Genomic DNA, 14,179 nt, shown 5'->3' on the forward strand with positions numbered 1-14,179 from the left:
ATGCTATCTAAGCAATCATTTTTTTAAAATATACCCACATACCCCAAGTAAAGAGCACTAGAAAAGCACTGATTGCAATCGTTGCAATAGGTGAATCCTGATAAGGTAACGGCACATTCATACCAAAAAAGCTAGTGATCACAGATAATGGTAACATTATTGTAGAAATAACTGTTAGTAAATTCAGCTTTTCAATGGATTTACCACTATTAATTGAAAAATATGTGTCGAGCGTACTGTTAACTAAATCGCGGTATGTCTCTGTAGAGTCAACAATACGTTCTAGATGGTCATTTAAATCTTTATAGAATGGGATATTTTCTTCCTGTATCTCAAATTTCCACTGACCATTGATTGTTGAAAAAATTCTTCTTTGCGGCATGATGGCCTGGCGAATTAAAATAATGGCCCGCTTTAGTGCAAGAAATTCCTCAGTCACTACTTTAGGTTGATACTCATAAATTTCTTCTTCTAGTTCATCTATGCGAGTTCGAATTCGCTCTAATACTGGAAAATATTCATCTGTAATGCCATCTATAATGGTATGCAATAAAAAATCAGTACCCTTTTCCATATATTCGGAACGATTAACACAAACATTTTCCATGTGACCTAGCCATTGCAATTTCCGTTTGTGTACAGTGACAACATAGTTTGGACCCATAAAAATATTGAGCTCAACGGTTGTAATTTCATTATTACTTTTTTCATTATAAATGGGTGCATGGAAAACAAAAAATTTATAATCGCCATAATTGTCCATTTTCGGACGGGAGCCTTCATGTAAGCAATCTTCAACTGCTAATGGATGAAAGCCAAATACATCTGCTATATTATTCAATTCATTATAACTATACGCATATAAATCTACCCATAATAAATCTTCATTATGAATAGGTAGTTGTAAATCCTTCATGTTGAAATCATGTTGGACTGTCTTGTTGCTGCTATTAAAATAGTGGATTTTAATCATTGCACTTCACCTCATGTTTTGTTATTGAGGGAAACAAAAGGTCATCCTTTATCGCCTTTTGTCTGCGTTGGTGATCCGAAATGGATGCCTTTTATTTGTTTCCGTTTGCCTAGAATGATACTTATTCGGTTCAGGACTACTATCCATTTCTCATCACCTTCCTTTCATAACAAAAACACGCCTTCTACGAATGAAGGCGTGTTGAATACACATATCAAAAAAGAGCAATAAAAAATCGTTGCATGCGTGTTACCTTCAAACGTTGAGTTTTAGCACTATGCGGCATAGGAATATGTCCAGCTACGTTAAAAAACACCTTATTTCGATGATTTCTGTTGACCCATTGGCGTCTCTCGACATTTTTGGGTAGTAGCGTATCTCCAGCATAGGAGCCTCACCTAACGAAGGGATGTTATTCTTTTATTCCTATAAATCATAGCGGATTGAATTCAAACTGTCAAACTGTAAATCATTCATTTTTCAAAAAGTCTTCTACTCTTTGCACGAAGTGGTCCCGTTTATACGATTGATAGAGCAGGCTAGATAAACGCACTGGATCACCAAAGAAAAAGCGTTCATACAGTGTTTGCCTTGTGCCAAAACTACTCATTGTTAAATCCCAAGCTAAACGAAATTTTTTCACTCGCTCTTCGCCTTTATCTTGGAATGATTGCAAATAGTGATCAAGATCGCCTTCATCTGCTGCAAATGCTTTGGCACTTGGTATGGACATTAAGCCGCTTGCCCCAAGTTGTTGGATGATTTCCGTAAAAGTCGGATATACTCTCGGGAAAATTTGAATGGCTACTTGCAAAGTTGAGAGGTCTGGTCGAAGAAAGCCGAACATATCTCGCTGTGCATCTATTTCTGATTTTACGAGCATTGCCTTCATCGTTTCTAGTGTCACAATTACATCCACTACTTTTTGTTGTACATGTTGGTAATCACCGATATTAATGGTGTCCACAATCGACTGCACAACACCTAATACAAATTCAGTCTTCGCAATTTGCCGAGAAAGTACTTGATGTAAACTGTATGCTTGGAAGCCACTAACATTCATAAATTGATTGGCAACATCTACATTTTCGTAATAAAAAACCCGTTCCCAAGGGACAACTACATCATCAAAAACAACAATCGCATCCATTTCTTCAAAACGAGAGCTTAATGGATAATCAAATGAGGAATCTCCACCTACAAAAGATTGGCGACATAAAAACTTTAAGCCCTTCGTATTACTCGGTATCGAAAAGCCGAAACCTTTTCCTTCATCATAACCATTTGTTGATAAAACGAGCAGTTCATCCGTTATGCCGCCCTGTGTTGCTAGTAATCTCGCCCCTTTAATGATTAAACCTTCACTCGTCTTGTCAATAATTTTGGCAGCAATCGTCACTTCTTCATCCTCATAATAATAGCGCTTACGGTTTACCTGTGGTTCGATAAAGGTATGGGTCATAGTAATATCATTCTCACGAGCATACTCATAAAACTTCAGTAAATGCTCTGGAAAACAATTTGGCTTATCTTTTAAAAAGTCTGACGCTGAAGCTAAGGCCATTAAGGTCGTATTCATATAATCTGGGCTTCTCCCCATAAAACCATGGGAAGATAATGCCCATTCCCTTGCCGCATGGCGCCTTTTCACAAGATCTTCTGGCGTCATTACTTGAAGAAAAGACATGCCAACTCTCTGCTTGCTAGTTGGCGATTCATAGGTCATTTTTTCAAGAAGAGCCCCTTGATGTTGTAAGTCAAAAAGTTTTGCTTGACTCTGCATAATCCCCTTAAATGCAGGATGTTCTGACACCTTTCCTGTCACGACTTCCCCATCAATCGAAATATACGTTTTTAAAGCATCTATACGTTCAATATACTGTTGCCCTGTCATTATTGGCATGCTGTCACCCCTATACATTCCCTATGTTTTTGTACTCACCTAGTATATGAAATGTCCAAATATTAGGTGACGATGGGCTAAATAGAAAAGCCCGACTAGACAGTCTAATCGGGCATATACAGCAAATAGTAATTATTTTAGTCATTTAAAAAATCATAAGGGGAGATATCATTCATCCCAATCATTGGATGAATATATGGTGCTGTTTCTACTGTTAGCTTTTGTGCTATGGAGACGGGATTGTTCAACTCCTGCTCCTCTATTGACATAGCCTCTACTTCCACAATTTCTTCATTGATATCCATCGGATTAAGTCTTGCACGTAAAGAAGTGAAACGCTGTAGGTCATCTGTACGCTGTAAGCCATCTGCAAGTACATCGGGTTCACCACATAAAATCAAAAAGTTTTTAGCACGAGTAATCCCTGTGTATAAGAGATTACGCCGCAGCATTTTTGAATATCCTCTGACAACTGGCATAATAACTGTTTGAAACTCAGAGCCTTGAGATTTATGAATAGAGCAGCAATAGGCTAGTGTCAATTGGTTCAAATCACTGCGTTGATAAGTTACCTCGATACCATCAAAGGATACGATCAGTAAGTCCTGTTTTTCGATCGTTTCTTTTGCTTTAATAATACTGATGACCTCGCCCATATCCCCGTTAAAAACATTGCTCTCAGGTTGATTGACCAGCTGAAGTACTTTATCTTTTATGCGATAAGTCACATCACCAAAGACCAGCTCTTTTCTTGTTCCCGTATCATTTGGATTAATGAGCTCTTGAATCATTTTATTTAAATTATCAATACCAGCCGTACCTTTATACATGGGTGCTAGCACCTGAATATTGCGAATTTCCTGTCCTTTGGCTACTGCACTTTTGACAACCTGCGTGACAACATTGGCAACTTGATCGGCTGAAGCCTTTATAAACGAACGATCAGATGTTTTAGCTGTTAAATCATTTGGAATCGTTCCCTTTTTAATTTGATGGGCAAGCTCAATAATTGTAGAGCCCTCTGCTTGTCGATAAACATCTGTTAGTTCAACAGTTGGCAGTTGCTTTGATGCTAATAAATCCTTTAACACCTGTCCTGGCCCTACTGGTGGAAGCTGGTCCTGGTCCCCTACAAAAACAACCTGGACATCTTCATGTAAAGCTTTTAATAACTGATGGGCAAGCCATGTATCCACCATAGACATTTCATCCACAATGATGAGCTTTCCTGTTACCTCACGCTCTGTTTCTTCCTCTTTTTCTTGCCCTGTAAAGCCAAGTAGACGATGAATGGTCATTGCAGGAAGCTCAGTTGATTCAGCTAACCGCTTGGCAGCACGTCCAGTTGGTGCACAAAGGATGATAGGAAATGGTTCTTCTTTTTGAGCATATTCTTTTGGATTTAATGATAAACCATGTAGCTTTGCATAAACTTCAACCACTCCACGTACAACCGTTGTTTTTCCAGTACCCGGTCCACCTGTCAAAATCATGACGGCTGAATTTAAAGCCTGTTCAATAGCATTTGCTTGTGTCTCAGCGTAGGTGACATTGAGTAGCTCCTCTGTTTCTCCAATGGCTTTTCTAATTTCGTCCTTACTAAAATGCTCAGCCTTATTATTTCGCTCAATGAGCGATACGATTTTAGAGGCAATCCCTACTTCAGAAAAATAAAGGGATGGTAAATATAATCTAGTTTCTTCACCACAAATTTTACCTTCTTCACGTAGCTCAATACAGGCTTTAGAAATGTCCTCAAACGGGATCTCCTGCCGCTGACTTTGTTGAAGCATATCCTTTACAAGCGGTAGGACATGCTCCGCATCTAAATAGACGTGTCCATCTGATAAAGCAGCTGTATTTAACACATGAAATATCGCTGCTTTGACACGATCAGGATGTTTACCAGTAATTCCTAGTTTAGCCCCTAATTCGTCAGCCCGAAAGAAACCAACGCCTTCAACATCTTCGATCAAGCGATATGGATTTTCAGTTAGTAATTCTATGGCTTCAGTTCGATAGGTTTGATAGATTTTCATACCGAGCTGTGGACCAAAGCCCCACTCATTCAGTTGAATCATCACACGTTCTAGGCCTAGATTTTGTTCGATGGTGCGATGAATAACTTCTTTTTTTTCAGTGGATAAGCGTGGAACGGCGTCAAGTGCACTAGGATCTTCTAAAATAACACGAAGAGCATTAGCCCCTAGTTTTTCTACAATCGTTTCAGCCGTTTTTTTCCCAATTCCTACAAATAAGTCACTAGATAAATAATGAATAATCCCTTGCTCAGTTGCAGGAACCTCTTTCGTAAATGTCTCGATTTGAAATTGAGCACCATATTTAGGATGCTGTTTTAAGATACCCGTAAAACGATATTGTTCATCCATTTGTAATGGTGGAAAATAACCAACAACGATAATTTCTTTATCTTCATATTGTAAGTTCGTCTCTTGTATTTTCACACGTACAATCGAATACATATTTTGTGCATTATGAAAGATAGAGACGATTGGACGTCCGAGTATAAAGAATTTATTGAGTTCAAATAAATCTAGATGATCGGTCATGTTCGGTCCGTCCTTTCTTATTGTCTTCAATCTTTTTATTTTACCATAGCCTCATCAAAATATCGTAGATAAAAATGTATTCTCTACTTTATTTTTACATTATTGCGACAAATGACAATTCTCTGCCTTTATCTCTTATTCCATGCTATGATAAATAAGAATTAGCGCACGGAAGGATTGTGAAGTTAGTGGAATTTAGACCTTGCATCGATTTACATGATGGCAAAGTAAAACAAATTGTAGGAAGTACTTTGGGTTATGCAAATCAAGCTGTCGTAGAAAATTTTATTTCTACACATGACGCTAGCTACTATGCACAAATGTTTGCAAAAGATCGCTTAACAGGTGGACATGTTATCATGCTTGGTTCTGGGAATGAAGAAGCCGCCTTAGCCGCTTTAGCAGCCTATCCTCAGGGCTTACAAATTGGTGGCGGCATCACGGCTGATAATGCACAAAAATATATTGAAGCAGGCGCTTCGCATATTATCGTGACATCCTATATTTTTCATGATGGACAGCTAGACCTAGCACGTTTAAAGTGTTTAAACCAACTGATAGGTAAAGAACGTCTAGTCATTGATCTTAGCTGCAAGATGCGTGATGGAAAGTGGTTTGTCATGACAGATAAATGGACTACATATAGTCACTTCGAAGTCAATGCAGCATCTATTGCCTATCTAGAAGATTTTTGTGATGAACTTTTAATTCATGCCGTCGATGTTGAAGGAAAAAAGGGGGGAATGCAGGAAAGCCTAGTAAGGGATTTAGCTGCCTGGACTTCTATTCCTACTACCTATGCAGGTGGTGTTCGTTCGCTGGAGGATTTAGAAAAATTTAATCAATTAGCCAACGGAAAATTGCATGTAACCATTGGCAGTGCCCTCTCTATTTTTGGTGGGGAGTTACCTTATACAGATGTAGTAAACTATTGTGAAAGAGGTGGGATCTTGTGAAGCTAATTTATAAAGATTATGTTTTTCCATTTCAAGAAACAAATTTAGAGAGAATCATAGATGGTAAATATTTTAAAGTAAATAAAAAAGATCATTCTCTTGCGATTCACGTGCAACTGGACAACGAACAAATGTTACTAGAGTTTTCAAAATCATTAAAGGCAACTTGTGGCTTGTTACGCGATCAAGAAACAGAACCGTATATCGGAACATATATTGATTTACAGGTTTTTGTCGATGAGTTTAATAAGCGCTATAACTTAAATGCTGAAATTATTACTTAAACCGAAGGGGCACTAGCTCCTTTTTTTCATTTTCTCACCTCCGTCTCCTCTATTCCTTTCAACAATTTCTGAAACCTTTTGTTTGTCATATGAGTTATATATTGTATAGCATTACGTATAAGGGGGTCACATGACTAAACTCCATATTAAACATATACTACCTTATTTTTTTATGCTTCCCGCACTTCTTATAGGAACGATCGCTATGATCTTCTACGGTGTAGACATAAGTATTTAGATACAAAATATATTCATCTGGATGTTAGGCGTTTGTTTTTGCTATGTCATTTTAAATAAAACACCCCTAATAGAACTACATAAGAACCCTCTTTTGGTCACATCTATTTTAACTATTTTACTTATTCTGCCCTTTTGGTTTAATGGCTTAGAGGGTGTCCACCGATGGGTAACTTTGGGTCCATTCAATTTTTATATGGCCAGTATTATTTTACCTATGCTCATTGTTTATTTGTGGAGGCTATCAAAAAGTAATTATGTACCATATGTTATAGGATTCATGATTCTCATAGGTGGTATTTTACTATTGCAACCAGATGCAGGGCAAATTACTGCTTTTGCTTGTGCCTCCACCATTATTTTATGGCGAGCTATAGAAAACCCTAAATGGCAGTATATTACGCTAATCATACTAACCCTATATGTCTTTACACCCTGGATTTACATCGATCATTTAGCTCCTGTACCATATGTAGAGCAAATAATATTTTTAGTAGCAGATATGGGAAGTATGTTACTTATTTTAGGAGTTGGAGCCCTTCTATTGTTAGTCTATCCATTCTTTATCACATGGAAAAAAGATATATTAGGACTCTATTTCTTGATGACAATTCTTGTCACTTTCTTTGGCCATTTTCCAATGCCTATTATGGGCTATGGAATTTCACCCATTATTGGCTATCTCATTGGGATGACAGCCACACAGAAAATAAAAATGGCACAAACCAACTAGAAAGGATTTACAAACTATGAAAACTGGACTAGAGGTAAACTCTTTAAAAACATTCCAAACTGAATTAACACGTTTCTTTTTAGCCTACAAATTTGCTCTACAGGAAGTAGAAACGAAAATAAATATATTGCAAGAAGAATTTAAGTTGATTCATGAATACAATCCAATTGAGCATATTTCCACTCGTGTAAAATCACCGAAAAGTATTTTAGCGAAGATGATGAAAAAAGAGCTTCCCCCATCCATGGAGGCTGTTCGTGAAAATATTCGTGATATAGCAGGCGCTCGCATCACCTGCTCTTTCGTGGAAGATATTTACAAGGTTAGTGCCATGTTACAGGCACAGCATGACATTGAGGTTGTTGAAGTGAAGGATTATATTGCTTATCCAAAAGAAAATGGCTACCAAAGCTTACATCTCATTATTAAAATTCCTATCTTTATGTCAGACCATATGGAAAAGGTTTACACAGAGATCCAAATTCGTACAATAGCAATGGATTTTTGGGCAAGCTTGGAGCACAAAATTTATTATAAGTATAACAAAGATGTACCCGAGCATATTCGTATTGAATTAAAAGAAGCCGCACTACAAGCAGCCGAATTAGATCGAAAAATGGAGCGTTTGAATAAAGAGATCAATATTTTAAAAGAAAATGAAGCAGAGCCATCATTACTAGACAGTACCCCTATTTCACATTTAGCGAAATACTTAACAGAACTACCTAACAATCAATGACACTCCGTTGTCATTATGACCAAAACTAAATGAACATAAAAATCCACCTAGCTTTCGGTGAGAAAAGCAAAAGACCCAATTGTCCAATGTTCTTTTTCACAGAGAGTGAGGTGGATTTTTACAGTTTTAAAGCTTTGTAACGATTATGCCTGCTCCTTGGATTTCGTCGCTACAAAGAAGGAGAAAATAAGGGCACAAATGGCAAAAACAAAGGTAGCGACATAAACATAGCTTACGCCATTCGCAATAGTTTCTTTTAAAAAGCTTACTTCTTCTAGACTAAAGCCACCTCTTGCAAATTCACCATTTAATTGAATTTCACCTTTTCCTAATGAAGCCATTTTTTCACTCGTTGCTAAGTTAAAAATCATCCCAAATAGTGCTGCCCCAATCGCTTGACTAAATGTATTTGTAAAGGAGTTTAAACCAATTGAGATGCCAAGCTGCTTAGGATTTGCCACCTTTTGAATGGAAATCATCAACATTGGCATGATAAAGCCCATTCCTAGCCCAACTAATGATGAAGCGAAATAAGCGCTGAAATCGCTAGAACCTGAAGATAGTCTTGCCAGTAATAGAGTACCCGTAACCAGTAAAATTGTCCCCATTTGAATAATTCTTTTATTCGTTAAACGCCCGATTAAATAACCTGCCATAATGGAGTTTACCGTCCAGAAAATAGACATCGGTGTTAATAATAAACCTGCTTGTGTTGCATTTTTACCAAGAACACTTTGGGCAAATATCGGAATATAAACCGTTACACCAATCACAATAGACATCCCGCTTAATGTTAAGGCATTTATGACCATTAGTCGCCCATTTTTAAACAGTGCTAACGGAATAATTGGCTCTTCAGCTCGTAATTCCACCCAAATAAAAATACTAAGGAAGACAACCGCAATTAGATACATTAGCAATGATTGACCTGATAACCAAGCCTGCGTTTTACTGTTTTCGATAATCACAAATAACAACGCCACCATGCCAATTGTAAATAGTACAGCACCTAGGTAGTCAATTTTACGCTTCACCGCTTCTATTTGCTCTTTATAATGTTTCGCAATTAAATAAATAGATGCTAAACCAAATGGTACATTAATGAAAAAAATAAAATGCCATGACACTTGGTCTACAATAAAACCTCCAAATAATGGACCAACTACGCCAGACACGCCCCATACCATACTTAAATAGCTTTGTCCTTTGGCACGCGCTTTTTCAGTCTTATACAGCTCCCCAACCATTGTTAATGTGATGGGTAAAATTGAACCTGCACCAATACCTTGGATTGCACGAAAGACAATTAATTGCTCCATCGATTGGGCTAAACCACATAACATCGAGCCTACTAAAAAAATAATAATCCCTGTAATAATCATCCGCTTGCGTCCAAATAAATCAGCTAGCTTGCCAAAAATAATCGCAGCAATAGCAGAAGCTAGTAAATAAGCGGAATAAATCCAGCTAATTAAGTCTACGCCTAATAAATCAGCTGTAATACTTGGAATAGCCGTACTTACAATTGTTCCTTCAATTGCGGCAAGTGCTGTTACAAGTAATAGTGCAATAAATACTTTATTCATCCTGTCACCTTTTCCTTTCCTGCATAACAAACATTACCAAGTTTGAACGAAAAATAAAAGAAGAAGGAATTCATTTGCTGAAAAATAATAAATGAGATTTATAGATTGCCTTGCATTTTGATAGAAAAAAGCAGCAAGTTCATCAATTGACACTCGCTGCTAATCATCTATCAGTTAAATCGTTGGGCAATCATATCATATATATATCGTGCTTGGTCATATTCAGGTTGTAATGTAAAGGCTTGTTTCAAATGATACATCGCATCTTCCGTTTGTTCTGTGGAAACGGCATAGAGCACGCCTAAATTATAATGTGCATCTGCATTATTCCAATCCTGCTCGATTAAGAGATCCAGTTCCCTCTTCCCTTCTTCAAACATTTCTAGCGCACATAGCACAATCGCATAGGTTAAACGAATTTGTGTATCTTCTGGCGCAATTTCTACGGCACGTTGTAAATAGGGCAATGCTAGTTTTGAGTTCTCCATACGCTCAAAGCATTTCCCCATCATATAATAAACATCTGCCCCTTCAATCTGATGTTTAAGTGCTTGTTCATACAGTTTTGCAGCTTCCGCATAGCGTTCCGCATTATAATATAAATTGGCTAAACCGTAATAAGCTGTCGCTGCAGTTTCATCTACAGTAATCGCCTTTTGGAAGAAACGTTCTGCACGTTCTGTATCCTCTAACACAGCTAACAAATTGCCGAAATTCACATAACCAATGGCATTTTCGGGCTCTGCTTCAATTGCTTTTGTAAATAGTTGGGCAGCATCCTCATAACGTTTTTCTTGAAATGCTTGAATGCCCTGTTCATTATAATTCATTCGTTCTTCACCTCTATGTAGCGAAAGACTGCTTCTAGAAAGCCAAGAGGCAGTAAGAGCAGTCTTAACACAAGTTATCCAACATATGTTAGTTTTTCATTACTTTTAAAGACTTCGTCAATCGTACCGCCACCCATACATTCATCACCATTGTACAGCACTACGGCTTGTCCTGGTGTAATCGCACGTACAGGCTCTGCAAATGTAATGTGTGCACGACCATCTGGTAAAATTTCTACTTCTACTGGTGTATCTGTTTGACGATAGCGGAATTTCGCTGTGCAAGAAAATTTCCCAGGCAATTTTTTTGTCGAAGTATAGTTCATTTTCACAGCAGTCAATGATGTAGAGTATGAAAACTCATTGTCAAAGCCTTGTCCAACAAGTAACACATTACGCTCTAAATCTTTCCCTAGCACAAACCAAGGCTCACCGTCTCCACCAATACCAAGACCATGTCGTTGCCCAAGTGTATAGTACATTAAACCATCATGTTGTCCCATCACAACGCCATCCATTGTTTCCATTTTGCCAGGTTGAGCTGGTAAATATTGACTCAAAAACTCCTTGAAGTTACGTTCTCCGATAAAACAAATACCTGTTGAATCCTTTTTCTTGGCAGTGGCAAGTCCAGCTTCCTCTGCAATTTTACGCACTTCTTTCTTCTCAATATCGCCAATTGGGAACATCACATGGGCTAATTGCTCCTGTGATAGTTGATTTAAAAAGTATGTTTGATCTTTGTTATCATCAACGCCACGTAACATTTTCACTTCACCATCAACACTTCGATCAATACGTGCATAGTGTCCTGTCGCTAAGTAATCGGCGCCTAAGTTCATGGCATGCTCCAAAAATGCTTTAAATTTAATTTCTTTATTGCACATCACATCAGGGTTTGGTGTACGCCCTGCTTTATATTCTTCTAAAAAGTATGTGAAAACTTTATCCCAATATTGTTTCTCGAAATTGACAGCATAGTATGGGATACCGATTTGATTGCACACTTTAATCACATCATCATAATCTTCAGTCGCTGTACAAACACCGTTTTCATCCGTATCATCCCAGTTTTTCATAAAGATCCCGATTACTTCATACCCTTGTTGTTTTAACAAGTATGCAGCCACCGATGAATCTACCCCACCTGACATGCCGACGACAACGCGAATTTGTGAGGGGTCACGTGTTTCTTTCATTGTGGTCACCTTTTCTTTTATCTAATTACAGTTGATGCTTCAAAAGTTATAGAAACATAACGTCGTATTGCGCAAATTATTTGGTAGCTAGTTTTTTCACAATTTGAGCTGTTTTTTCCGCTGCATCGCGTATATCGTTTTCCGTTAAATCTTGCCCAAAGCTAAATCGGATGGAGTTTCGTAATTCCTCTGCTCCTTGCCCGAACATCGCTACTAACACATGCGATGGATCAATCGAACCAGCGGTACATGCTGAACCACTTGATACACAAATACCTGCCATATCAAGATTCACTAGAAACGATTCTACTTCCATCCCTTTAAAGCTAATATTTAGTACATGAGGCAATGAATGCTTTTCTTCACCATTCACATGGAACGCTAGCTTTTCCTGTGTAAAAACTTCGAGCATAATTTGCTTAAAGTGATTGTATAGTGAACGCTTTTCTTCACGCAACTTATTTGCAACTTGCACAGCAGTCGCAAAACCAATAATGGCTGGAATATTTTCAGTACCTGCGCGACGTTTTTTCTCTTGTGCGCCCCCAAGAGCAAAGCTCGCTAACGGTGTTCCTGTCTTTTGGTAAAGGAATCCAACACCTTTAGGACCATTGATTTTATGTGCAGATACACTCAATAAATCCACCTGTAATTGGTTTACATCTATTTTCTCCAAGCCGTAAGCTTGAACTGCATCTGTATGGAATGTGGCATGATGCTCACGTAATAGCTCACCAATTTCAGCAATAGGCTGAATTGTACCTACTTCATTATTACCATACATAATCGTCACTAAAATAGTATCTTCGCGAAGGGCTTCTTGAACATCTTCAACCGCTACACGTCCCAATTGATCTACTGGTAAATAGGTCACCTCAAAGCCATCGCGTTCAAGTTTTTCACAAGTATGTAACACCGCATGATGCTCTACTTGTGTTGTAATGATGTGTTTCCCTTCGTTCGCACGGGCATAGACAGTGCCTAAAATGGCTGTATTATCAGCTTCCGTGCCGCCGCTTGTGAAAATAATTTCCCCTGCTTGGGCACCGATGGATTTCGCTAATAACTCACGTGCATTGTCTAAATATTTTCGTGCTTCTCGACCTGCGCCATGAATACTTGATGCGTTGCCAAAAACCTGCTGCATAGCAGTCGTCATCGCTTCTATTACTTGGCCATTCATCGGAGATGTAGCCGCATGATCGAGATAAATATATGAATTCATGTTGAAAACTCCTTTTTGATCAATTACGCCTCGACGTAATTGCCGCTGACACTTCACTTTCGCGCAGATAAACAATACGTCCATTCTTTTCAAACTAATGAGTAACAGTTAGCCTACTCTCGTCACATTCTGTGACAACGGTAACTGACCTGCATCATGCAGACCTCTCTTCAAAATCTGTGACTTTCGCCAGAGACTTTATCTTGATTCAGTGATCGTTTGAACACTCACTGAAAAAATCAGCACCGCATTCAGCTCACCCTTCATAAGTGGAGTCCTCTCCTGAATCAAGATCAGAAGCGCAAAAACCCACATCACTCATCGTAAAAATAGCCATTGCGATAAGACTATTTCACAAAATGAATGAGATTGATGCGGGCGTAGCACTTTAGCTCGAACATTTTAAATATAGAACATGTAACCTTCCGCTACATTTTCTTCTGTATATTGTGCTAGGTCTTCAATTGTCGTTGTATCTAACACATTTTTTACTGCATCGCGAATACGTAGCCATAACTCTCGTTGTGGCGCTTCCTCATTTTCAATACCCTCTACTGGTTGAATAGGCCCTTCTAGCACACTAATAACATGGGCTGCTGAAATTTCGCTAGGTGGATTCGCTAGCATATAACCACCATAAGCACCACGTACACTTTTTACTAAGCCTGAATTACGAAGCGGAGACACTAATTGCTCTAAATATGCTTCAGAAAGCTCCTTTTCCGCAGCAATTTTACGCAATGGAATCGGCCCTTCACCATAATGCTTTGCTAATTCAATCATAATCGTAAGCCCGTAACGGCCCTTTGTTGAAATTTTCATTTTATCACCCTCAATTAGTCTAGTCAAAATACTACAAACAGTATATCATAATCTCCTCTTGATGAACTCGGAAATACACCTAGAAGGATGTGATATACTAATAAATGCGATTAAAAATCGTT

General features: G+C 38.2%; 12 protein-coding genes and 1 riboswitch. Of the genes, 4 read left to right on the forward strand and 8 right to left on the reverse strand.

All coding sequences use genetic code 11. The features are described 5' to 3' along the window. Positions 1 to 7 precede the first annotated feature (7 nt). From NV349_RS15490 to recD2, 3 genes are all read right to left on the reverse strand, one after another. A complete protein-coding gene (locus NV349_RS15490) occupies positions 8 to 973 on the reverse strand; it encodes a magnesium transporter CorA family protein (protein ID WP_036124338.1) in 966 nt (321 codons plus the stop codon). A gap of 247 nt (positions 974 to 1,220) precedes the next feature. After that, positions 1,221 to 1,386: riboswitch (M-box (ykoK) riboswitch) on the reverse strand. A 56-nt stretch (positions 1,387 to 1,442) separates the two neighbouring features. After that, entirely contained in the window at positions 1,443 to 2,876 is a 1,434-nt protein-coding gene (hpaB, locus tag NV349_RS15495) for a 4-hydroxyphenylacetate 3-monooxygenase, oxygenase component (protein ID WP_271910489.1), read from the reverse strand. A gap of 137 nt (positions 2,877 to 3,013) precedes the next feature. After that, positions 3,014 to 5,446 (reverse strand): SF1B family DNA helicase RecD2, encoded by a 2,433-nt coding sequence (gene recD2, locus NV349_RS15500; RefSeq protein ID WP_058844063.1) that lies wholly within the window; start codon positions 5,444 to 5,446, stop codon positions 3,014 to 3,016. A 188-nt stretch (positions 5,447 to 5,634) separates the two neighbouring features. On the opposite strand from recD2, the gene hisA reads away from it, so the two are divergent. The 4 genes from hisA to NV349_RS15520 all read left to right on the forward strand — a co-directional run bounded on the left by hisA (position 5,635) and on the right by NV349_RS15520 (position 8,395). Next, on the forward strand, positions 5,635 to 6,402 hold the full coding sequence (gene hisA, locus NV349_RS15505; protein WP_271910490.1) for a phosphoribosylformimino-5-aminoimidazole carboxamide ribotide isomerase: 768 nt from the start codon (positions 5,635 to 5,637) through the stop codon (positions 6,400 to 6,402). Beyond that, a complete protein-coding gene (locus NV349_RS15510) occupies positions 6,399 to 6,686 on the forward strand; it encodes a hypothetical protein (protein ID WP_036124345.1) in 288 nt (95 codons plus the stop codon). The genes hisA and NV349_RS15510 overlap by 4 nt, the downstream gene beginning before the upstream one ends. 331 nt (positions 6,687 to 7,017) lie before the next feature. Further along, positions 7,018 to 7,656 carry a hypothetical protein gene (locus tag NV349_RS15515; RefSeq protein WP_271910491.1) on the forward strand — a complete coding sequence of 213 codons (639 nt, stop codon included), beginning with the start codon at positions 7,018 to 7,020 and terminating at the stop codon, positions 7,654 to 7,656. A 16-nt stretch (positions 7,657 to 7,672) separates the two neighbouring features. After that, positions 7,673 to 8,395, forward strand: a complete 723-nt coding sequence (locus tag NV349_RS15520; protein WP_036124348.1) for a GTP pyrophosphokinase — start codon at positions 7,673 to 7,675, stop codon at positions 8,393 to 8,395. A 143-nt stretch (positions 8,396 to 8,538) separates the two neighbouring features. Here the strand turns inward: NV349_RS15520 and NV349_RS15525 are convergent, their stop codons facing one another. From NV349_RS15525 to cymR, 5 genes are all read right to left on the reverse strand, one after another. Next, the gene (locus NV349_RS15525) at positions 8,539 to 9,981 is read right to left on the reverse strand and encodes an MDR family MFS transporter (protein WP_101966500.1); all 1,443 of its coding nucleotides are present in this window, start codon (positions 9,979 to 9,981) and stop codon (positions 8,539 to 8,541) included. Positions 9,982 to 10,151: 170 nt separating this feature from the next. After that, positions 10,152 to 10,811, reverse strand: coding sequence for a tetratricopeptide repeat protein (locus NV349_RS15530; protein WP_058844059.1), 660 nt, complete (start codon positions 10,809 to 10,811; stop codon positions 10,152 to 10,154). Positions 10,812 to 10,885: 74 nt separating this feature from the next. After that, on the reverse strand, positions 10,886 to 12,010 hold the full coding sequence (mnmA, locus tag NV349_RS15535) for a tRNA 2-thiouridine(34) synthase MnmA (protein ID WP_058844058.1): 1,125 nt from the start codon (positions 12,008 to 12,010) through the stop codon (positions 10,886 to 10,888). Positions 12,011 to 12,086: 76 nt separating this feature from the next. Then, a complete protein-coding gene (locus NV349_RS15540) occupies positions 12,087 to 13,235 on the reverse strand; it encodes a cysteine desulfurase family protein (protein ID WP_036124356.1) in 1,149 nt (382 codons plus the stop codon). Between the two features lie 402 nt (positions 13,236 to 13,637). Next, positions 13,638 to 14,057, reverse strand: a complete 420-nt coding sequence (gene cymR, locus NV349_RS15545; RefSeq protein WP_008181126.1) for a cysteine metabolism transcriptional regulator CymR — start codon at positions 14,055 to 14,057, stop codon at positions 13,638 to 13,640. Positions 14,058 to 14,179 lie beyond the last annotated feature (122 nt).

Origin of the sequence: Lysinibacillus sp. OF-1, from assembly GCF_028356935.1 — a bacterium.
GTDB classification, from domain to species: Bacteria; Bacillota; Bacilli; order Bacillales_A; family Planococcaceae; genus Lysinibacillus; species Lysinibacillus fusiformis_D.